Here is a 19,748-nt window from a genome sequence, read left to right as displayed (position 1 = left end):
ATTATCCTTATCAGTCAACCGGTGGCGCGGGCCTGGCCGATCAGCGCCAGCCCCTCCGCAACCGAGACGAATTCGCCGCCGCCGGCCAGCCGCCCCGCGCCGAAGCGGACCTCGAAGAGGCGGCGGACGGCAGGGACAAGGGAGGTGCCGCCGGTGAGGAAGACGCGGTCGATCGCCTCATGCGGCAGGCGGGCCTCGGCCAGCGCCGCGTCGATGGCCGTGCCGAGGCGGGCGAGGTCGGGGGCGATCCAGGACTCGAAATCGGCCTGCGCGATCTCCACGTCCACCGCGAAATCCTCGTGGCGGAAGGCAAGGGTCGCGCGCGGGGCCTGGGAGAGCGCCGCCTTGGCGCCTGAGACGGCACGGTAGAGGGCGTAGCCGGCCTCCTCCTCGATCAGCGCGATGAGGTGGCGCAGCCGCTCCGGGTGGTCGGCGGTGCGGGCGACCTCGGCGATGTCGCGCAGCACGCGCGGCGCCCGCATCAGCGAGAGGCGGTGCCAGCGGGCGAAGCCGGTATACCAGGCGGCGGGAATCGGCATCGGCTTGCCCATCACCCGGTAGCTGTCGTTGCGGCCGAGCAGCGGCGAGACGACATGGTCGATGATGCGGTAGTCGAAGCTGTCGCCGGCGATGCCGACGCCCGAATGGCCGAGTGCGGTAACGCCGCCCGGCTCGTAGCGCAGGACGGAGAAGTCGCTGGTGCCGCCGCCGAAATCGCCGACCAGCACGGTCGCGGCCGTGCCGAGGCCGTGGGCGAAGCGGTATCCGGCGGCTTCCGGCTCGAGGGCGAGGTCGACATCCTCCCAGCCGACTTCGGCGAAGGCGGCGCGCAGGCGTGCCTCAGCCAACGCGTCGTCGGGCATGTCACCGGCGAAGCGGACGGGACGGCCGGCGACGATGCGGGCGCCGGGCTCGGCGGGCAGCAGCGCGCGGAGGAATTGGGCGATCAATGATTCCAGCGTGAAGCTGCGCGTGAGGATGCGCGTCTCGCTGAAGCTGCGCTGCGCGAGGTAGGACTTCATCGACATGATGAGGCGGCTGGCCAGCGGGTCCTCGAGATAGGCCTCGATGGCGGCGGGGCCGGCGGCATGGCGCGGAGCGCCGCCCGTCCCGGCGGTGAAGCAAAGAACGGTGCGGAAGACGTCGAGCAGCTCGCCGCCGAATGGGAAGCGGGCGGCCTCGACGCGGCCGTCGGGCCGGAGACGCGCGACGACGCTGTTGGTGGTGCCGAAATCGATGCCGATGATGGGTTGCACCGGATGCGCCCCTGAGCGGAAAGGGGCGCGTGTTAGCCGATGCGGCAGGCGGGGTCGAGCCCGGGCCGCAATACGCAATGCCCAAACCGCAGCTTTGGTCTCGCTTTTTGGGATTCATACCTTAGGCGAGCTGGCTCAGCGCACCGTAACCGATCCTTAGCCCGCAAGGACTGTACCGTAAACGTAACGGCAAGGAAGCAGCAGTTTCACCGTTCCTTGGCCACCTGTCTCTACCTTTCGGCGCAGGTCCGGGCCGGCAGGCCGTGCAGTCGAGTTACCAAACGAACGTTCGCTCATGAGCGTGCATACAACCTATGCGGGTAACGTACGTGTGGGCTTTCGGGGGCGTGATGACTCTTGCGGCGTGGACGAGCGCATTATCTCAACCTGAAGTCGCGGAACTTCATACAACGGAAGGACCCGGAGGATGACGGTGTTGCTGGTCGAGGATGACGCCATGGTGCGTCTCACCCTCGCCGATTTCTTCGAGGCGGTCGGGCTCGACTTCCTCGAGGCGGACAATGCCGAGGATGCGCTGGCGATCATCGCGGATAAAGCGCAGACCATCGACGTGCTGGTGACCGACCTCGATCTCGGGCTCGGCGACAGCGGGCTTATCCTGGCGAAGAAGGCGCGCCTCCTGCAGCCGGAGCTGCGGGTGGTCTATGAAACCGGCAGCCCGGAGCTGTTCCTCGGCCACACCTTCTCCGAACGGGAGCGCGTCTTCCACAAGCCCTTCGATCCCATCGCCCTGGCGCATGCCGTGCTGGCGCTCCAGGGCGGGGACCGGGGGGCGGGGTGGCGTCAGCGCCCTGCGGGGGAGAAGGCCGTCGCGTCGAGCTTGTAGCCGCCATGGTCGGTGATGATGAGGCGGGGCTGGGCCGGGTCCGCCTCGATCTTCTGGCGCAGGCGATAGACGTGCGTCTCCAGCGTGTGGGTGGAGACGGCGCTGCTGTAGTTCCACACGTCGTTCAGCAGCACCTGGCGGGCGACGGACTTGCCGCCGGCCCGGTAGAGGAATTTCAGGATCGCGCATTCCTTGTCGGTCAGGCGGATCTTGCGGTTGCGCGTGGCCTCCGTCAGCAGGCGGAGGCTCGGGCGGAAGACATAGGGACCGATGAGGAAATTCGCATCCTCGGAGTTGTCGTACATGCGAAGCTGGGCACGGACGCGGGCCAGCAGCTCCGACGGGCGGAAGGGCTTGGCGATGTAGTCGTTGGCGCCGGAATCGAGGCCGCGGACCACGTCTTCCTCGCCATCGGCGCCGGTCACCATGATGACGGGCATGTGGCGGCCGGCGCGGCGGAGGCTGGCGCAGAACTCGCGGCCATCGGCATCGGGCAGGCCGATATCGAGGAGAATGGCGTCGTAGCGCGCATCGGCGCGGGACAGTTTGGCCTCGGCCTCGGCCACGCTCTCGGCCTCGTCGGCGCTGAACTCGCCGTCGAGCAGGATCTGCTCGGCGATGGTGGCGCGCAGGGCGGGATCATCCTCGACGATGAGGATCTGGCGAAGGGCGGACATGGGTATCTCCGGCGGGCGAAAGAGAGCTTCGGCGGGATGGACTGCCTGGGGATATCATCTAGCGGTTGAGATCATACCGCACCAATCACTCAGCAGCGAGGATTGTCTGTTATTTAAGACATGACGAAATCGTGTATAAAGCGAACGGACCTTTTGCGATTTCGTACGGACATCATTGCAGGCGGATGCCGGCGCGCCGGATGACATCGCCCCATTTCGTGTATTCGGCGTCGATATGGGCGCGGTAGGCCTCGGGTGTGCCGGGGATGGGCGTAGCGCCAAGTTCGGCCAGGCGCTGGACCGCGGCCGGAGTGGCCAGCATGCGTTGCAGGGCGGCGTTCGCCGCAAGGACCACCTCGGGCGGCGTGCCGCGCGGTGCAAGCAGGCCAAACCAGGCCGTCACCTCGTAGCCGGGCAGGCTTTCCGCGATGGCCGGAATGTCCGGCGCGCCGGACCAGCGGGCCTTGCTGGTGACGCCGAGCGCCGTCAGCGCGCCGCTGCGGACATGCGGCAGGATGGAGGGCAGGTTGTCGACGCCCCAGGCGATGCGGCCGGGCAGCAGGTCGCCCAGCATCGGCGCGCTGCCGCGATAGGTGATGTGCTCGCCCTCGATCCCGGCCTGAAGGCGGAAGAGCTCGGCCGAGAGATGCGTGCTGCCGCCGATGCTGGTCTCGCCATAGGCCAGGCGCTCCGCCTTCGCCCGGGCGATGAGGTCGGGGATGCTGCGAAGGCCGAGGGAGGGGTGCGCGGCGAGCAGGTTGGGCACTTCCGCCACCAGCGAGATCGGGGCGAAGTCGGCGATGCCGTCATAGCCAGGGTTCGGGTAGAGATGGGCGTTGATGGCCTGGGTGCCGGGCGAGCCCATGAGCAGGGTGGTGCCGTCCGGCGTGGCGCGGGCCACCGCCTGGGCGCCGATATTGCCGCCCGCGCCGGAGCGGTTCTCGACGACGAAATTGCCCCCCGTTGCCTCCTGCAGCCAGTTCGCGGTGAGGCGGCCGAGGATGTCGACCGTGCCGCCCGGCGGGAAAGGCACGACGATACGGACAGGGCGTGACGGCCAGGCCTCCGCCGCGAGCGCGGGCGTGGCGAGGAGGCTGGCGGCGAGCAGGGTACGGCGCTTCATGGCGGTGGCAGCCTTTCCTGGGTCGGGCCCATCAACGGACATCCGGGGAGAGCGGTTCGTGATTCACCCTCGTCGTCATCGCAGGGTGGACGGTGCCTGGGGCCGGGGCAAGACGCCGCGCCACCGCCCTTGCGCCGGCTGGCCAAGGCTGTCTGGAGCATGAGCGACGTTGCTGCCCCCCGCCCATGGACATGCCGCTCGTCGTCGCGCCCAAACACCCCGCCCTAACCGCCGGCATCCGCGGCGGCGCAGCGTTATGCGAGGCTCGTGTCCGCGAGGGTCATGCGGCACAGGACGCCCTCCGGCCGGAACTCCACCCGCGCGCTACCGGATGCCTGGCCCAGGCCGCGCGCGATGACGGACTGGCCGAAGCCCTGATGCCTGGGGGGCGCCACCAACGGGCCGCCTTCTTCCTGCCAGGTGATCGCAAAGCTGCCATCGGGCTGCCGTTGGCCGGTGACGGCCACGCGGCCTGCCTCATTCGACAGCGCGCCGTATTTCACCGCATTGGTGATCAGCTCGTGCAGGACCAGGCCGAGGGAGACCGCCGTGTCCCGCGTGACCTGCTCGGCAAGCCCGGTGAGCGTCACGCGCGGCCCCTGCGGCGCGACGTAGGGCGCGAGCTCGTTCCGGATCAGCTCTTCCACCGTGAGGCCGGTCCAGCTCTTCTCGGCGAGCAGGTTCTGCGTCACGGAAAGGGCTGAGATACGCTGCGTGAAGCGCACGCGAAAATCGGGCAGGTCCTTGGCCGTGGCGAGCGTCCGGCTGCTGATCGCCATGACCAGGGCCAGCATGTTCTTCATGCGGTGATTGAGCTCGCCCATCAGCAGCGCCTGCCGCTTCTCGAGCGCCTTCCTCTCCGTGAGATCGACCAGCGTGAAGATGCACCCATGCACCTTGCCGCCCGACCCATGCAGCGGCGCGGCGTTGATCAGCAGTTCCAGCGTATGTCCGTCCACTGCCATGGAGGCTTCGATGCCCCGGACGGAACTGCCGCTCGCCGCGATCGCGACCAGATCCTCGGCGCCCATGGTGGCGGCCCCGGGCGCGAAGACAAGCGGAAAGGCCTCCTCGAAGGCCCGGCCGACGGGCGAAACCCCCTGGATGCGGCTGACTGCGGGGCTGGCATGGGTGATGCGGCCCGTTTCGTCGCAGACCAGCACCGCCTCGTTCGCGGAGGCCATGACGGCGCGCCCGATGCGCTCGCTCTCTTCCGCCGCAGCCGCCTCGACGCGGTCGGTGATGTCGGTGAAGGTAAGGGCAAAGCCCTCGGCGAAGGCGAGCTGCAGAGGTGCGGCGGTCGCCACGACATGCCGCGCCCGTCCGCCGACGACGAGGCCGATCGGCGCACTCAATTTGCCCGAGGCGGCCGAATCGAGGAGCGCCTGCACCTTCGGCGCGGCCGGCCCCAGGGCCGGGAACAGTCCATCGCGTTGGAGTTCGTCGGCGGAGCAGCCGAGAAGGGCCTCGAGGGCAGCATTGGCGTAGACCGGCCGCCGCTCCGCATCGAGGGCAGCGGCGCCAAGATCCATCGCTTCCATGAAGGCCCGGAAGGAGTCGCCGCTGTCGAGGTGGAAGATCTGCGCCTTGCCCGCACCGTCCACGACGAAGGCATCCACCTCGCCTTCACGGATGGCCCGCAGCGTTTCCTCGGCTTCCGCCAGGCGCCGGCGGAGTTCCGCGACCTCGTCCCCCCCGACGCTCATCGGCTCGCGTCGATCTGCAGGCTCACCAGGACCTTCTGCGTGTCGGAAAGGTCGCCGATGATCTTCTGGATCGGCACCGGAAGCTGGCGGACGAGGGTGGGGATGGCGACGATGTTGTGCTCCCGCGCCAGATGCGGCGATTGGCGCAGGTCGATGACGTCGATCAGGTACCGGCCGGGCCCCAGGTGCTCGCCGCAGATCCGCTCGAGGTTCCGGATGGCGGCGACGGATTTCGGTGTCTGCCCGGCCACGTAGAGCGTCAGCCGGAGCGGTGCCGCCCCACTCATCTCATTCGTCTCCGACATCTGCCGCCTGCGCTCTCCGGGACTTCGCCATTGCAAGCCTGTCGGACTGCGCCTGCGCATCGGAGCGCCGCCTGCCCTCGGCGACGCTGCGGAATTCCAGTTCCTCCGCCTCCAGCTCGGCGCGGAGTGCGTCGATCTGGGCGAGGGTACGGCGGCGGCGCTGCTCCAGCCTCTGCTCGACCACCTCGGCATCCAGGCGGCGCTGCGCCTGCTCGCGGCGCAGCCGCGCCTCCTCGGCACGGCGGGCCGAGCCGGTCAACGCGCCCTGCTCCCCCAGATAGGGCCGGATGAGGGAAATGCCGTGATCGGTCATCACGAACTCCCGCACCTGGTTGGAATGCGAGATGCCGCGCGCCTTGAGGAGGTAGAGCTCCCTGTTGAATTCGCCGTTCGCCTCGCGGTTCAGCAGCAGGACCCAGGCATCCATGAGGGAGGACAGGCCGGCATCGGTCTGCACCGACCCATGCTCGTGCGAGAGATGCGTGAAGAGGCCGGTGATGCCATGGGACTTCAGGTAGTCGATGACCCGCAGCAGCATGGCCTGCACGTCGCGGTGGTCGCCGGCATCCAGAAAGGCGGAAATCGGATCGAGCACGACGAGGGAGGGCTGCATGCGCGCGACGTCGCGCAGCATGATCGCCAGGTGCATCTCCAGGCTGTAGAAGGTCGGCCGCGACGCGTGCATCGACAGCTGCCCGTTATCGATATAGCGGCCGAGGTCAAGGCCGATGGAACGCATGTTCCGCACGGTCTGCGCCCCGGACTCCTCGAAGGAGAAGTAGAGCGCGCGCTCGCCGGCGGCACAGGCCGCGGCGAGGAAGGACGCGGCGATCGAGCTCTTCCCCGAGCCGGCAACGCCACTGAGCAGGATGCTGCTGCCGCGGTGGAAGCCGCCGCCCGTCAGCATGTCGTCGAGGTCGGGAATGCCGCTCGAGATGCGCTCCTCATGGACCATGTGCCCGAGGCCGAGCGCGCTGACCGGCAGGACGCTGAAGCCGTCCTCCGCGATCAGGAAGGGATACTCGTTCGTGCCATGCGCCGTTCCGCGATACTTCACGATCCGCAGGCGCCGGGTCGAGACCTGGTTCTCCACGCGGTGGTCGAGCAGGATCACGCAATCCGATACGTATTCCTCGAGGCCCTGGCGCGTGAGCGCGCCCTCGCCCCGCTCGCCGGTGATGACGGCAGTCAGCCCCCTCTCCTTCAGCCAGTCGAAGAGGCGGCGGATCTCGGCACGGAGAACGGCGACGTTGGTGAAGGCCGAGAAGAGGCTTTCGATGGTGTCGAGCACGATCCGCTTGGCGCCGACCGCCTCGACCGCCAGTTCCAGCCGCATGAAGAGGGCTTCGAGGTCGTAGTCGCCGACCTCGGCAAGCTCGGCCGGGTTGATGGTGATGTGCTCGATGAAGATCCGGCCATCCGCGATGAGTTCATCGAAGCCGAAGCCGAGCGAGGCGACGTTGTCGACGATGTCGTCCGGCCGCTCCTCGAAGCTGACGAAGACGCCGTTCTCCCCATAGTCGCGGGCGCCTTTGGCCAGGAAGGTGGACGCGAAGAGAGTCTTGCCACAGCCCGCGGAGCCGCAGACGAGCGTCGGCCGCCCGCGGGGCAGGCCGCCCAGCGTCAAGTCGTCGAATCCATCGATTCCGGTTGGAACCTTTTGAACACCCGCAGTCATACGGTACCCGCTCGCCACCAGCCCGATCATTTACGACCAACGTCGCGGCAGCGCAATTGGATGTGCCTGGTTAACCGGCGAAAAAGTCAAGGCAGTTGGGAGTATAAATTTGACCGGTGATAGGATTCTGGCAACTACCGCTAAGTCACGCTGACCGTAGATATACTGTAATCCTCCAGAAGGCGGCATCCTCGGCGTCGAGCCGGTTCCAGCCCGGCGCCTTGCAGCTGCGTCGCTACTGGGCTCGGTGTTACGGTCGGCCACAGAAGCGGACGGCTTAACCATTTCTTGCCCACTGAGATGAACGCGAACCGCCTTGTGAGGGTGGCCGCCAACCTCCTCGCAGCCGTCAGTTACTGACCCTGCATCCAGGCATTCAAGGCGGCGCGCAGCGCGGGCGGGATGGCCGTCGCGCGGCGCGTCTCGCGGTCGAGCACCACCATGACCGAGAGCGCAGCGGCGTGGCAGGCCTCGCCGGCGAAGAGGGCTTGCTGCAGGCTGAAGCTGCTGCCGCCGATGCGGGCGACGCAGGTGCCGATCCGCACGCGGCCGGGATAGTGCAGCTCGGCCAGGTAGTCGATCTCGACGCGGGCGAGAGCCATCGCCACCTCCCGCGTCTGCGGCGGCCCGGCGATCTCGGTCAGCAGCTCCCCCCGCCCGGCCTCGAAGAAGGCGCCATAGGCACCGTTGTTGATATGGCCGTTGAGGTCGGTATCGGCGATGCGCAGCTTCTCCTCCGTCCAGAAGGGAAAGTGCGCGGGACCGGGCGGGGTGGGCTTCACTTGCCCTTCTCGGCTTCGTAGCGGGCCTTGTTCTCGGCATTCGGCGGGTAGAGGCCGGGGAGCGTCTCGCCGGCTTCGACCTTGCCGACGATCCAGGCCTCAAGGCGCTCCTGCTCCTCGCCGGTATTGGCGACCTCGTCCACGAAGGCGGCGGGGATGCAGACGGCGCCGTCGTCATCGGCGACGATCACGTCGCCCGGGAAGACGGCAACACCGCCGCAGCCGATCGGCTCCTCCCAATTGACGAAGGTGAGGCCGGCGACGGAGGGCGGGGCGGCGCCGCCGGAGCAGTAGACGGGCAGGCCGGTGCCGATGACGCCGGCGACGTCGCGCACGGCGCCATCCGTCACCAGGGCGGTGACGCCGCGCTTCACGAGGCGCGCGCAGAGGATGTCGCCGAAGATGCCGGCATCGGTCACGCCCATCGCATCGGCGACGACGATGGCACCCTCCGGCATGGCCTCGATGGCGGCGCGCGTCGATTTCGGCGAGGACCAGCTCTCGGGCGTCGCCAGGTCCTCGCGGGCGGGGACGAAGCGGAGGGTGAAGGCGGGGCCGACCAGCCGCTTGCCCTTGGCGGCCGGGGTGAAGGGCGGGGTACCACGCAGCCAGATGTTCCTGAGGCCCTTCTTCAGGAGGACCGTGGTAATCGTGGCGGTGGTGATCTTCTCCAGCTTGGCGCGGGTGGCGGCGTCGAGGGCCATGGGCTTGCTCCTTCTTCGGCCTCCAGGCTTAGAGCAAACTCCGGCGCGACGAAATCGCCCGCGCGGCGCAATGCTGCAACGGGGCCGAACCTTCGCCCGGCCCGGCCGTTGGGGAGCGCTGGTTCCACATCTCAGAAAGGACAGGGCGACATGCCGGACACCGAATCGCGGCCCGCCGGGTTCGAGAGCCACTGGGACGCGGACTGGTTCAAGGCCAAGGCGGAGGAATGCCGGCGGCTGGCCGGGCTGCTCGCCCAGCATCCGCAGCAGGCCTCGCTGATCGCCCTCGCCGAGGATTTCGGCAAGCAGTCGGAGCATGCCCGGCAGCTGGCGGCGATGGCGGTGTCACACCGGCGCTAGGCTTCTCCACCCTGCGCCAGGGCAAGCAGCGTGGCGGCTGCGGGGGCGAGCAGGCCAGGGCCATGCCGCTCCAGCGCGTAGCGGCGGGCCTCCTCGCCGAGCGCCAGCAGGGTGGGGCGGTCGACGAGCAGGGCGCGGATCGTGGGGAGAAATTCCTCGGCCGGGACGAGGCGCACCGCCGGCGTGTCGAAGCGGGACTGGATGGCGAAGTCATGCGCGACGACGGGCGTGCCGCAGGCGAGCGATTCGACGATCGCGCGCGGCACTCCTTCCCAGGTGGAGGCATGCGCCATCAGCCAGGACTGCGCCACCACGCGGAGGGCTTCCGGCTGGGGCAGCTGGCCGGTGAGGTGGACCGTGGGGTGGGACTCCGCCAGGGCGGCGACCGCGGCGCGCGTTCCGCCGTCGCCGATGAGGGCGATGCGGCAGTCGGGGAAGAGGGGCGCCAGCGCCGCCTGGTTCTTGCGCGGTTCGAAGCCGCCGACATTGCAGAGGTCGTAGAGCCTGGCCTCCGCCGCGCGCGCCTCGGCATGGGCGGCGTCGGCGGCCGGCCAGTCGATGTGCTTCGGCAGCAGCGCCGCCGGTAGGTCATGGCCGAGATGGCGGGCGATGGCCTCGGCCTGCCACTCGCTCTCGGCCAGGACGAAATCGGCCGCGGCCAGGTTGGGGTGGATGCTGGTGCCGCCGATGACGAAGCCGATGCGGCAGCGCGCGCGGTCGAGCGCCTCCAGGCAGTGCGCGACGATGTCGTAGTCCATGCCCTTGAACAGCGCGACGTCCGGCGCGTCGGCGCGCAGCCATTCCACCATGGCGGCGGAGCCCTGGCGATGCGCCTGCAGCCCCGGCGCGTCGGAGGGGAAGTGGAAGAAGGGCGCGCCGCCCTCGGCCTGCGTGACGCGCGGTGCCGCGGCGGCCTCGGCCCGCAGCACGGCGGCGTCATGGCCGAGGGCACGCAGTTCCGCTGCCAGGAGCCCTTCGCGCCGCTCGCCATAGAGCTCCGGCGCGGGGTGGCAGAGGATGAAGCGAAGCTTCACGGCCCGGCGAGGGCTGCCAGCGCGGCCTCGACGATGTCCTCAGGCAGCGGCTCGACCGAGAGGACGATGGTGCGGTCGTCCGGCGCCGGCGGCTCCAGCGTGGCGAACTGGCTGGCCATCAGGCTCGGCGGCATGAAGTGGTCCGGCCGCGCCGCCTGGCGGGCGCCGATCAGCGCCGGGTCGCCGCTCAGGTGGAGCAGGCGCACCGCCGGCCGGCCAGTGAGCAGGCGGTCGCGATAGGCCTGCTTCAGCGCCGAGCAGGTGGCGACGCCGCCGCCCGGCTCATGCGCGTCGAGCCAGGCGCCGATGGCGTCCAGCCAGGGCCAGCGATCCTCGTCGGTCAGCGCCTCGCCGCGGCTCATCTTGGCGATGTTGGCGGGCGGGTGGAAGTTGTCGGCATCGGCGAAGGGCACGCCAAGGCGTTCGGCCAGCAAGGTGCCGACCGTGCTCTTGCCGGCGCCGGAGACGCCCATCACCAGGACGAGGTAGCTCATTTCTTCGGAGCTTCCAGGTGGCCGCCGAAGCCCTTGCGCTGGGCGGAGAGGACCTTGCCGCTGAAGCGGTCCTCGTCGCGGCTGGTGAAGCGGGCATAGAGCGCGGCGGAGAGGACGGGGGCGGCGACGGCCGTCTCGACCGCGGCCTGGACGGTCCAGCGGCCCTCGCCGCTGTCGGAGACGTGGCCGGAGAAGCTTTCCAGGGCCGGGTCGCCGGCCAGCGCCTGCGCCGTCAGGTCGAGCAGCCAGGAGGCGACGACGCTGCCGCGGCGCCAGGCCTCGGTGATCTCGGCGAGGTTCAGAGTGAAGCGCTGGTCCTCGGGGAGGATGTCGCTATCGGCGTGCTTCAGGATGTCGAGGCCCTCGGCGAAGGCCTGCATCATGCCATATTCGATGCCGTTATGGATCATCTTCGTGAAGTGCCCGGCGCCGTTCGGGCCGGCATGGACATAGCCCTGCTCCGGCCGCGGGTCGCCGGCATAGCCGGGCGTCGGCGGTGCGGAGGCCTTGCCGGGGGCGAGGGCGGCGAGGATGGGGTCGAGGCGGCGGACCACCTCCTCCTCGCCGCCGATCATCATGGAATAGCCGCGCTCCAGGCCCCAGACGCCGCCGGAGGTGCCGATGTCGAGGAAATGCAGGCCCTTGGCCCGCAGCGCGGTGCCGCGGCGGACGCTGTCCTTCCACATGCTGTTGCCGCCGTCGATCAGCACGTCGCCGGGCGAGAGCAGGGCGGCGAGGCTGTCGATCGCCGCCTCGGTCGGGGCGCCGTTGGGCAGCATGATCCAGATGGCGCGCGGGGCCTCGAGGGCGGCGACCATGGCCTGGAGGCTGTCCACGGCGCGCGCGCCTTCCTGGGCGAGCACGGCGCCGGGGGCGGGGTTGCGGTCATAAGCCACGCAGTCATGGCCGGCGCGAAGCAGGCGCCGCACGATGTTGCCGCCCATGCGGCCGAGGCCGACCATGCCGAGTTGCATCTGTCCTACTCCCAAAAAAGAAAAGATTGGGGAGAAGGTATTCTCCCCAAGCCCCTCATCTATTTCTCCGAATTCGCCAATCAGCCAAATCGCGCCAGGGTGAACTCCGGCGGGACCGTGCCACGACCCAGAACCGCATCCGCCGTCATCCTCCCGGCGATGGGGGCCAGGGTGTAGCCGTTGCTGGTGACGGCGTGGAAGAGGCCGGGCACCCCAAGCGTCTCGCCGAGCAGGGGCGCGCGGTCCACCTCCACCGCCAACCCGGTCCAGGCGCGGATGGCCTGCATCCCGGCAAGGCCGGGCAGGACGCGGCCGGCGACCCAGAGATTGCCCTCGATCGAGCGGCGCAGGTTGCGCGGGGCGCCGCGCGCGTCGAGCACCCCAGGCCAGCCGCCGCCGACCAGCACATGGCCGCCATCGCCCTGCTTCAGCGAGAGGTGCCGCCCGGCATGGGCGACGAGGTGGCGCATGGTCGGCGCCACGCCCTCGGTGGCGATGACCTGCTGGACGGAACCGATGACGGGCAGGTTGACGCCGAGCATGGCGGCGATGCGGCCGGCATGGGCCCCGGCGCAGTTCACCACGCGGCCGGCGCGGATGGCGCCGCCGGGCGTCGTCGCGGTAAAGCCAGGGCCCTCGCAGGCGATGGACTGGACCTCGACACCTTCGTGCAGGCGGGCGCCGGCGCGCGCGGCCAGGCGGCGGAGGGAGAGGGTGCCGCGCAGCGGGTCGATCTGGCCCTCGGCGGGGGCGAAGCCGGCGCCGATGAAGTGAGGGCCGAGATATGGGGCGAGGCTCATCAGCTCGTTGGCGCCGAGGAGGTGGCTTTCGATTCCCCTCGCCTTCTCGGCCGCGACCTTGGCGCGGAGCCAGCGAAACTGGTCTTTCGTCTCGGCGAGCATCAGCCCGCCCTCGGTGCGGATGCCCAACCCCTCCCCCGCCTCGGCGGCGATCTCGCGCCAGAGGGCGATGCTCTGCGGGCCGAGGGGGAGGCGGTCGAGGGAGGGGCCGGTCTCCTGCTCGCCGTCGAAGTCGTAGGTGAGGAGCTGGACATGGAGGCTGCCGGCATTGGCGGTGCTGGCGGCCATGCCGGCCTCGCCACGCTCGGCCAGCAGCACGTCCATGCCGTCGCGGGCGAGGTACATCGCCGTCGAGAGGCCGAGGACGCCACCGCCGATCACCAGCACGTCGCAGCTCTCGGCGAGCGGGGCGGCAGGGCGCGTGCTCCACTGGTTGTAGTGCGGCAGCGGAAAAACAGGCCAGTCGCCGCCCTCGGGCAATTCCAGCATCAAGGCGGCGGCGGGGACGGGCCTCACCGGGGCGCGGGGGGCGGCGAAGCCGGCCTCCTCCGCCACGCCGCAGAGCCGGGCGACGGAGGTGGAGCACATGCGGCCCTGGCAGCGGCCCATGCCGGCGCGCGTCGCCTTCTTCAGCCCGGCGAGCGACCGGATGCCGGCGGCCTGCTCGGCGCGAAGGCGGCCGGCCGTGACCTCCTCGCAGCGGCAGAGGATGGTCTCGTCCGGGACGGCGGCGATGTCGAGGGGCGGGGCGGCGAAGAGGCGCCAGAGCCCGGACTGGAAGGCAAGCGCGCGGCGGAGGGCGGCGCGGGCCGGGGCGGGCTCCGGCGTGGCGAGGCCGAGATCGGCGGCGGCAGCCAGTCCCGCCAGGCGGCCGCGGGCGAGGGCGATGCGGGCGCCGCCGATCGCCGCGCCGTCGCCGACGGCGAAGACCGATGCGAGGGAGGTGCGGCCATCCTCCGCCGCCACCGTCTCCAGCCGCTCGCCGGTGAAGCGGTGCTCGGCGCCCAGCGCCCGGGCCAGGCCGGTCTCCGGCTGGAAGCCGAGGTTGAGGGCGCAGGCATCGGCCTCGATGCGGCGCTCGCCCTCGGGCGTGCGGAGACGGAGGGCAGTGAAGCGCGCCTCGCCCTCGCAGGCGAGGGTGGTCGTGCCCCAGAGCACGGGGACGCCGGCTCGGCGGAGGCGGCGGAGGTAGCGCAGGCCGTCCCAGGCGAGGTCGGGGGAGGCGCGGAGGATGCGGGCGGCGTCGCGCCATTGGGCGAGGCCGGGCCGCGGGGCGGCTTCCGCCACCGCGGCGACCTCGGCGCCGCCGTCGAGCAATTCGCAGGCTAGCTGCAGGTTCAGCGGGCCGTTGCCGGCGATGACAATCCGCCGCCCGGGGGAGACGCGGTTGGCGCGGGCCAGGGTCTGCATCCCGCCCGTGGTCATGACGCCGGGCAGGGTCCAGCCGGGGATGGGGACGGGGCGCTCATGCGCGCCGGCGGCGAGGATGAGGCGCCGCGGGCGGAGAGTGACGGCGGCGCCGGCCACCAGGGCGCCGATCTCGTCCGGGGCGAAGCCGCCCCAGACGGTGGCGCCGGTCAGGATTTCGGCGCCGGCGGCCTGGGCGAGGGCACGCAGCGTCTCGCCCTTGCGGAATTGCGCGTCGGGCGCCGCATGCTGGTGGGAGGCGGCGAGCGGCTTGAGATACTGGCCACCGGCCTCGCCGCGCTCGTCGAGCACCAGGACGCGGGCGCCTGCCTCGGCCGCCGCACGGGCGGCGGAGAGGCCGGCGGGGCCGGCGCCGATGACCAGCACGTCGCAGTCGCGCTCCGGGATCGCCTCGGGCACGGCGGCGAGCGGGGCGGGCGCGGCGGGCGGGGCGCTGCCGACCGCCATGCCGTCCCGCACCTTGGTCAGGCAGGCGCGCTGGCCGGGCTTGCCGTCGACCGTGACGAGGCAGTCGAAGCAGGCGCCCATGCCGCAGTGCAGGCCGCGTGGGGCGCCGGAGGGCGTCTCCCGGTAGGCGAGGATGCCGGCGGCGGAGAGGGTGGCGGCGATGGTCTCGCCCGGCAGTGCCTCCAGCGCCTGGCCGTCGAAGCTGATGCGGATGGGGGTCGTGGCGGGGCGGATATCGGGATGGGTGAGGCGCATGCGCTTGCCGGGTTCCGCCACTTCCTGTTCAGTCCGGCATCATCGCATGCAGAAGCGAGGGGGCAAGCAGCATGGCCAGGCCGTTCCGCGGGACCTACACGGTCCTCATCACCCCCTTCACTGCGGATGGCACCGCCGTCGATCTCAAGGCGCTGGAGCGGCTGGTGGAATTCCAGATCGCCGAGGGGATCGACGGGTTGATCCCGCTCGGCTCGACGGGCGAGTTCCTGAGTGTGAGCCGGGAGGAGCGGACCGCGATCACCGAAACGGTGGTGAAGACCGCCGCTGGCCGCGTGCCGGTGCTGATGGGCACGGGGGCGGAGGACACGCGGGAGGTCGTGGCGCTGAGCCGCGAGGCGGAATCGCTCGGCGCGGATGGGGTGATGATCATCCCGCCCTTCTATGCCGTGCCGACAGAGGACGAGCTGTTCCACCACTATAAGACGGCGGCGGATGCGATCGGCATCCCGATCATGGTCTACAACAACCCGGCGACGGCGAATGTCGACCTGCTGCCCACGACGCTGGCGCGGCTCTCGACCATCCCCAACTGCCTCTACGTTAAGGAGAGCACGCTGGAGGCGACGCGGGTGCGCGATATCATCGCGCTCTGCGGCGACCGGATGGAGGTCTTCGCCGGCGTGCTCGGCTACGAGAGCGCCTGGCTCGGCGCCATCGGCTGGGTGGCGGTGTGCAGCAACCTGGTCCCCCGGCTGTCGCGCGACATGTTCGCCGCCGCCGCCTTCGAAGCCGACCGGGCGAAGGCGCTGCCGCTCTACCGCAAGCTGGCGCCGCTGCTGCCCTGGGTCGGCGGGCCGCGCTACGTCTCCGGCACCAAAGCGGGGTTCCGGCTGATGGGGATGGAGATGGGCGACCCCCGGCCGCCGCGCCTGCCGCTGCCGGAGCGGGATGTGCCGGCGCTGGCCTCGGTCTTGCAAGCGATGGGCGCGATTGCGGACGCCCGCGCGGCGGCCGAGTGAGGAGATAGATGATGCTTCGCCGTTCCCTGCTGGGCGCCGCCTGCGCCACCGTCAGCCTGCCCGCTTTCGGGCAAAGCTGTGCGCCGAAAGTGGCTGACGGCGAGCTGGTGAAAGCGCGGACGCTCACCCTCTCGACCAACCCGACCTTGCCGCCGATGCAATTCGTCAATGCGCAGGGACAGCTCGTCGGGATGCGGGTGGAGCTGGGGGCGGAGATCGCCAAGAGGCTCTGCCTCGGCGTCGAGCATGTGCGCGTCGAATTCGCGGCAATGATCCCGGGGCTCGCGGCGCGGCGCTGGGACATAATCAACACCGGCATGTTCTACACCGAGGAACGGGCGAAGCTGATGTACCTCGTCCGCTACGAGGAGCAGGCGATCACCGTCAGCGTGCCGCGCGGCAACCCGCGCAAGATCGCGCGGATCGAGGACATGGCGGGGCTGACGGTCGGCGTGGAGCAGGGCGGCTTCGAGTTCCGCCGCACGCAGGACATCGCCAAGGCGCTGGAGGAGAAGGGGCTGAAGCCGATCACCATCCGGCCCTTCGACAATTTCGCGGTCTCCTTCCAGGCGCTGCGCGTCAGGCAGCTCGATGCAGCGATCTCCATCGACAGCACGGGCAAGGAATACGAGGAGCGCGGCGACTTCACCCGCGCCATCAGCGGGCTCTATGGCACACCGATCAATTTCGGCTTCCGCAGCAAGGCGCTGGCGACCGCCGTCGCCGGCGTGCTGACGGAGATGCGGACGGATGGGTCGCTGAAGGCGCTGCTCGACCGCTATGGGGTGAAGGAATACGAGGGGGCCTTCGAGGTGGTCGGTCCTTCGTAAAGTGCAGGCCTGGCACTGGGACGGCTTCCTCGACTACCTGTTCAATGCCTATCTGCTGGAAGGGGCCGCGATCTCGGTCGCGCTCACCGTGGCGGCGCTGGCCTGCGGGCTGGCGATCGGCCTCGGCATCGCGGTGCTGCGGCTGTCCGCCAACCGGGTGCTGCGGGGCGCGGCGGGCTTCTATTGCTGGATCTTCCGCGGCACGCCGCTGCTGGTGCAGCTGCTCGTCATCTATACCGGGCTGCCGCTCTTCGGGCTGCGCTTCTCGGTCTGGGAGGCGGCGCTGCTCGGGCTGTCACTCAACGAGGCGGCCTATCTGAGCGAGATCCTGCGCGCCGGCATCCTCTCCGTGCCGAAGGGGCAGCGGGAGGCGGCGCTGGCGCTGGGCCTCCGGCGCGGGCAGGTCTTCCGCCTCGTCACCTGGCCGCAGGCGCTGCGCATCGTCATCCCGCCGCTCGGCAACAGCGTGAACGGACTGCTGAAGACCACCTCCGTCGCCAGCGTCATCTCGGTCGATGAGCTGCTGCGGCGAACGCAGATCCTCATCCAGGAGCGCTTCCTGGTGCTGGAGCTCTTCGCTGTCGCGGCGCTCTACTACCTGGCGATGACGACGCTCTGGGACCTGGTGCAGCGCAGGCTGGAGCGGCGTTATGGCCGCGGCTACGGGCAGGAAAGCGCGGACCGGCGCTGATTGCCCGTCCTGGGCACCGTGATCCGCATCGGGCTTGCAACCGGGAGTGGTGCGACGGCACTGTCCGGCCGATTCTGGTCCGGAGGCCCGATGCATCGCCTGCTCCTGATGGCCCTGTTGTCCGTCACCCCCTTGGCCGGCCGCGTCTTCGCCCAGCCGGCCTCGGTCCCTGCGCGGGAGGCGGTGGTGGCCAACGACACCGACCGCACCCTGCTGGAACTTTATGTCTTCCGTCCCGGCGCGGAGGATGGGGCGGACCGGCTGGGCAGCGGCGTGCTGCCGCCGCGAGCGACGCTGCGCGTGCCGCTCGGCCGCACGCGGGACTGCAATTTCGAGGCGCGCGCGGTTTTCGAGGGCGGCGACGAGATGCGCCGCCGGGCCGATCTTTGCCGCTCGCCCCGCATCGCCTTCGCCGATACCGGGCCGGTGCGCGAGGTGACGGTCAGCAACCAGTCCGACCGGGTGGTGCGCGAGCTCTACCTCGCGCCGGCCGGCAGCCGCGGCGGCCGGGGTCGGGAATGGGGCGCCGACCGGCTGGGCAGCGGCACCGTCGCGGCGGGCGAGGATTTCCGCCTGCGCCTGCGCAACATGGCCGGGTGCAGCGTCGATGTGCGCGTGGTCTATGACGACGACGAAGAGGAGGTGCGCGAGCGGCAGGATGTCTGCCGCTCGCCGCGCCTCGCCTTCGGCGACCCGAACCTGCCAGTGCGGGAGGTGACGGTGACGAACCGCGGCCGGCGGACGCTGCGCGAGCTCTACGCCCGTGCCGCCGGGCGGGAGGGCTGGGGCGGGGACCGGCTCGGCGCGGAGATGATCGACCCGCGCGGCGACTTCCGTCTCCGCCTGCGCGGCGAGGCCTGCCGCTTCGACCTGCGCGCCGTCTTCGAGGACAACCGCGAGGAGGTGCAGCGCGGCCTCGACCTATGCGCCCAGCAGCGGGTCGGCTTCGGCGCGTCGGTGATCGGCGAGGGCGGGGCGCGGCGGGTGACGCTGGTCAACGGCTTCGGCCGCACGGTGCGGGAGGCCTATCTGTCTCCGGCCGACAGCGACGACTGGGGCGAGGATGCGCTGGGCGGGGAGGTCATCGCCCCTGGCGCGCGGGGGGCGCTGCCGATGGAGGGCGGCTGCCGGGCCGACCTGCGCATCGTCTTCGACAACGACTCGGCGGAGGAGCGGCGGGACATCGACATCTGCGCGCTCGGCACCCTCGCGCTCCGGCCGGGCTGGACGGTGGACGAGCTGGCGGCGGAGGCGCCAGGGGATGGGGCGAAGGAGCCGCAGCCGGGCAGCATCCGCCTGCGCAATGCGGCCGGCCTGCCGGTGGTGGAGCTCTATGCCGACCCGCCGGGCAGCAAGCGCGGCGAGGATCGGCTCGGCCAGACCGTGCTCGGCACCGGGGAGGCGATGGATTTCGCCCCGCCCGGCGGCCCCGGCGAATGCCAGGCGGACTTGGTCGCGGTGTTCCGCGACGGGCGGGAACTGGCCCTGCCCGGCACCGATCTCTGCGCCGGGCGGGAGGTGGTGCTGCAATGAGGCGGCTTCTCCTCCTCGCCCTGCTGCTGGCGCCCGGCCTCGCCGCCGCGCAGCCGGTGCCCGAGGCCTTGCAAGGGGCTTGGTTCCAGGGTGAATGCGCGCGGCCGGATGCGCTGCTGCATCTTACCCATCGCGCTGCGGCGCGCGTGCCGCGCGAGAGGGCGGGGCGGCTGCTGCGCTTCCCCGTCATGCGGTTGCAGGAGGGCTGGCTGATCGGCACCGGGCGTGGGGCGGAGGCGCCGCGGCTGATGCTGCGCGCCGCGGGCGATGCGCTGGAGACGGCCGAGCCCGAGGCCAAGGCGCGCGAGGACCGGCTGCCGGGCGAGGCCCCCCTCGCCCGCTGGCATCGCTGCGAGCCGGTGCCGCCCGCCGTAGCGCTGCTGCATGGCGAGGGCGTCGCGGTGATGGCGGCGCTCGAGCATGCCGAGGCGGCCTGCGGCGGGGCGGATACTATCGCCTGCCTCGCCGCCGTGATGGCGCAGGCGGATGTCTCGGGCGATGGCAGGCTGACGCGGGCGGAGCTGGCGCGGCTGGCGCGCGGCGCGGCCTGGATGGTGGCGGTGCAGGAGGGGGTGACGGGCGAGAACCTGGCGGGCGCCGTCGCCGCGGGAGCGCTGGCGGGGCAGCTTGCGGCGCAGCTGACCGTCGAGGGGCTCGACTATGACGGGGATGGGCGGCTCTCGGCGGAGGAGCTGGCGCAGGATCGCGGGCGCTTCGGCGTGGCGCGAGGGAATGCAACGGGGCGGCCCGCGCACAGCGAGGCGGCGGGGCCGGGGCTGGAGGCGCTGCGCGGGTTGCTGAGTGGGTTGAGCCTGCTGAAGTAGTGCCGAGGAGGGTGCTGCCC

Annotated in this window: 19 protein-coding genes; 7 read left to right on the top strand and 12 right to left on the bottom strand. The window is 70.8% G+C overall.

Annotated elements, in window-relative coordinates; translation table 11 throughout:
- Positions 1-14 precede the first annotated feature (14 nt).
- On the bottom strand, positions 15-1,256 hold the full coding sequence (locus JMJ56_RS11980; protein ID WP_202831960.1) for an Hsp70 family protein: 1,242 nt from the start codon (positions 1,254-1,256) through the stop codon (positions 15-17).
- A 427-nt stretch (positions 1,257-1,683) separates the two neighbouring features.
- On the opposite strand from JMJ56_RS11980, the gene JMJ56_RS11975 reads away from it, so the two are divergent.
- Positions 1,684-2,103: a response regulator gene (locus JMJ56_RS11975; RefSeq protein ID WP_202831958.1), complete on the top strand. Its 420-nt coding sequence runs from the start codon at positions 1,684-1,686 to the stop codon at positions 2,101-2,103.
- On the opposite strand, the gene JMJ56_RS11970 is transcribed toward JMJ56_RS11975, so the two are convergent.
- From JMJ56_RS11970 to JMJ56_RS11940, 7 genes are all read right to left on the bottom strand, one after another.
- Positions 2,061-2,780, bottom strand: a complete 720-nt coding sequence (locus tag JMJ56_RS11970) for a response regulator transcription factor (protein ID WP_202831955.1) — start codon at positions 2,778-2,780, stop codon at positions 2,061-2,063. The genes JMJ56_RS11975 and JMJ56_RS11970 overlap by 43 nt on opposite strands.
- Before the next feature lie 172 nt (positions 2,781-2,952).
- A complete protein-coding gene (locus JMJ56_RS11965; RefSeq protein ID WP_202831953.1) occupies positions 2,953-3,903 on the bottom strand; it encodes a Bug family tripartite tricarboxylate transporter substrate binding protein in 951 nt (316 codons plus the stop codon).
- A 254-nt stretch (positions 3,904-4,157) separates the two neighbouring features.
- Positions 4,158-5,609: a sensor histidine kinase gene (locus JMJ56_RS11960; RefSeq protein ID WP_202831951.1), complete on the bottom strand. Its 1,452-nt coding sequence runs from the start codon at positions 5,607-5,609 to the stop codon at positions 4,158-4,160.
- The gene (locus JMJ56_RS11955) at positions 5,606-5,914 is read right to left on the bottom strand and encodes a circadian clock KaiB family protein (RefSeq protein WP_202831949.1); all 309 of its coding nucleotides are present in this window, start codon (positions 5,912-5,914) and stop codon (positions 5,606-5,608) included. The genes JMJ56_RS11960 and JMJ56_RS11955 overlap by 4 nt, the downstream gene beginning before the upstream one ends.
- Positions 5,898-7,592 carry a circadian clock protein KaiC gene (kaiC, locus tag JMJ56_RS11950; protein ID WP_202831947.1) on the bottom strand — a complete coding sequence of 565 codons (1,695 nt, stop codon included), beginning with the start codon at positions 7,590-7,592 and terminating at the stop codon, positions 5,898-5,900. Before kaiC ends, JMJ56_RS11955 begins: the two co-directional genes overlap by 17 nt.
- A gap of 353 nt (positions 7,593-7,945) precedes the next feature.
- Entirely contained in the window at positions 7,946-8,374 is a 429-nt protein-coding gene (locus JMJ56_RS11945) for an acyl-CoA thioesterase (protein WP_202831945.1), read from the bottom strand.
- On the bottom strand, positions 8,371-9,078 hold the full coding sequence (locus tag JMJ56_RS11940) for a ribonuclease activity regulator RraA (RefSeq protein WP_202831943.1): 708 nt from the start codon (positions 9,076-9,078) through the stop codon (positions 8,371-8,373). Before JMJ56_RS11940 ends, JMJ56_RS11945 begins: the two co-directional genes overlap by 4 nt.
- A 150-nt stretch (positions 9,079-9,228) precedes the next feature.
- Between JMJ56_RS11940 and JMJ56_RS11935 the strand changes: the two genes are divergently transcribed.
- Positions 9,229-9,438, top strand: a complete 210-nt coding sequence (locus tag JMJ56_RS11935; RefSeq protein WP_202831941.1) for a hypothetical protein — start codon at positions 9,229-9,231, stop codon at positions 9,436-9,438.
- Here the strand turns inward: JMJ56_RS11935 and JMJ56_RS11930 are convergent.
- The 4 genes from JMJ56_RS11930 to JMJ56_RS11915 form a co-directional block, all read right to left on the bottom strand.
- A complete protein-coding gene (locus JMJ56_RS11930) occupies positions 9,435-10,472 on the bottom strand; it encodes a glycosyltransferase (protein WP_202831939.1) in 1,038 nt (345 codons plus the stop codon). The genes JMJ56_RS11935 and JMJ56_RS11930 overlap by 4 nt on opposite strands.
- Complete coding sequence (locus JMJ56_RS11925) at positions 10,469-10,966, bottom strand: gluconokinase (protein ID WP_202831937.1); 498 nt, start codon at positions 10,964-10,966, stop codon at positions 10,469-10,471. Before JMJ56_RS11925 ends, JMJ56_RS11930 begins: the two co-directional genes overlap by 4 nt.
- Complete coding sequence (gene gnd, locus JMJ56_RS11920; RefSeq protein ID WP_202831935.1) at positions 10,963-11,940, bottom strand: phosphogluconate dehydrogenase (NAD(+)-dependent, decarboxylating); 978 nt, start codon at positions 11,938-11,940, stop codon at positions 10,963-10,965. The genes JMJ56_RS11925 and gnd overlap by 4 nt, the downstream gene beginning before the upstream one ends.
- 80 nt (positions 11,941-12,020) lie before the next feature.
- Positions 12,021-14,870, bottom strand: coding sequence for an FAD-dependent oxidoreductase (locus tag JMJ56_RS11915; protein ID WP_202831933.1), 2,850 nt, complete (start codon positions 14,868-14,870; stop codon positions 12,021-12,023).
- A gap of 71 nt (positions 14,871-14,941) precedes the next feature.
- On the opposite strand from JMJ56_RS11915, the gene JMJ56_RS11910 reads away from it, so the two are divergent.
- The 5 genes from JMJ56_RS11910 to JMJ56_RS11890 all read left to right on the top strand — a co-directional run bounded on the left by JMJ56_RS11910 (position 14,942) and on the right by JMJ56_RS11890 (position 19,728).
- Positions 14,942-15,850 carry a dihydrodipicolinate synthase family protein gene (locus tag JMJ56_RS11910; RefSeq protein ID WP_202831931.1) on the top strand — a complete coding sequence of 303 codons (909 nt, stop codon included), beginning with the start codon at positions 14,942-14,944 and terminating at the stop codon, positions 15,848-15,850.
- Positions 15,851-15,861: 11 nt separating this feature from the next.
- Positions 15,862-16,680 carry an ABC transporter substrate-binding protein gene (locus tag JMJ56_RS11905; RefSeq protein WP_236037689.1) on the top strand — a complete coding sequence of 273 codons (819 nt, stop codon included), beginning with the start codon at positions 15,862-15,864 and terminating at the stop codon, positions 16,678-16,680.
- Position 16,681: 1 nt separating this feature from the next.
- A complete protein-coding gene (locus tag JMJ56_RS11900; protein ID WP_202831927.1) occupies positions 16,682-17,371 on the top strand; it encodes an amino acid ABC transporter permease in 690 nt (229 codons plus the stop codon).
- Between the two features lie 90 nt (positions 17,372-17,461).
- On the top strand, positions 17,462-18,904 hold the full coding sequence (locus tag JMJ56_RS11895) for a hypothetical protein (RefSeq protein ID WP_202831925.1): 1,443 nt from the start codon (positions 17,462-17,464) through the stop codon (positions 18,902-18,904).
- Positions 18,901-19,728, top strand: a complete 828-nt coding sequence (locus JMJ56_RS11890; protein WP_202831923.1) for an EF-hand domain-containing protein — start codon at positions 18,901-18,903, stop codon at positions 19,726-19,728. Before JMJ56_RS11895 ends, JMJ56_RS11890 begins: the two co-directional genes overlap by 4 nt.
- Positions 19,729-19,748 lie beyond the last annotated feature (20 nt).

The organism is Belnapia arida, from assembly GCF_016773205.1.
Lineage (GTDB): Bacteria > Pseudomonadota > Alphaproteobacteria > Acetobacterales > Acetobacteraceae > Belnapia > Belnapia arida.
The sequence above is the reverse complement of the archived record's forward strand: the minus strand, read 5'-3'. Positions and strand labels throughout refer to the sequence as shown.

Excerpts from the sequence above, each read along its gene's own strand:
- JMJ56_RS11925 (WP_202831937.1), bottom strand. The coding sequence starts at position 10,966 with ATGAGCTACCTCGTCCTGGTGATGGGCGTCTCCGGCGCCGGCAAGAGC.
- JMJ56_RS11955 (WP_202831949.1), bottom strand. The coding sequence starts at position 5,914 with ATGTCGGAGACGAATGAGATGAGTGGGGCGGCACCGCTCCGGCTGACG.
- JMJ56_RS11895 (WP_202831925.1), top strand. The coding sequence starts at position 17,462 with ATGCATCGCCTGCTCCTGATGGCCCTGTTGTCCGTCACCCCCTTGGCC.
- JMJ56_RS11970 (WP_202831955.1), bottom strand. The coding sequence starts at position 2,780 with ATGTCCGCCCTTCGCCAGATCCTCATCGTCGAGGATGATCCCGCCCTG.
- JMJ56_RS11910 (WP_202831931.1), top strand. The coding sequence starts at position 14,942 with ATGGCCAGGCCGTTCCGCGGGACCTACACGGTCCTCATCACCCCCTTC.
- JMJ56_RS11915 (WP_202831933.1), bottom strand. The coding sequence starts at position 14,870 with ATGCGCCTCACCCATCCCGATATCCGCCCCGCCACGACCCCCATCCGC.
- JMJ56_RS11905 (WP_236037689.1), top strand. The coding sequence starts at position 15,862 with ATGCTTCGCCGTTCCCTGCTGGGCGCCGCCTGCGCCACCGTCAGCCTG.
- JMJ56_RS11960 (WP_202831951.1), bottom strand. The coding sequence starts at position 5,609 with ATGAGCGTCGGGGGGGACGAGGTCGCGGAACTCCGCCGGCGCCTGGCG.
- JMJ56_RS11935 (WP_202831941.1), top strand. The coding sequence starts at position 9,229 with ATGCCGGACACCGAATCGCGGCCCGCCGGGTTCGAGAGCCACTGGGAC.
- JMJ56_RS11940 (WP_202831943.1), bottom strand. The coding sequence starts at position 9,078 with ATGGCCCTCGACGCCGCCACCCGCGCCAAGCTGGAGAAGATCACCACC.
- JMJ56_RS11890 (WP_202831923.1), top strand. The coding sequence starts at position 18,901 with ATGAGGCGGCTTCTCCTCCTCGCCCTGCTGCTGGCGCCCGGCCTCGCC.
- kaiC (WP_202831947.1), bottom strand. The coding sequence starts at position 7,592 with ATGACTGCGGGTGTTCAAAAGGTTCCAACCGGAATCGATGGATTCGAC.
- gnd (WP_202831935.1), bottom strand. The coding sequence starts at position 11,940 with ATGCAACTCGGCATGGTCGGCCTCGGCCGCATGGGCGGCAACATCGTG.
- JMJ56_RS11965 (WP_202831953.1), bottom strand. The coding sequence starts at position 3,903 with ATGAAGCGCCGTACCCTGCTCGCCGCCAGCCTCCTCGCCACGCCCGCG.
- JMJ56_RS11975 (WP_202831958.1), top strand. The coding sequence starts at position 1,684 with ATGACGGTGTTGCTGGTCGAGGATGACGCCATGGTGCGTCTCACCCTC.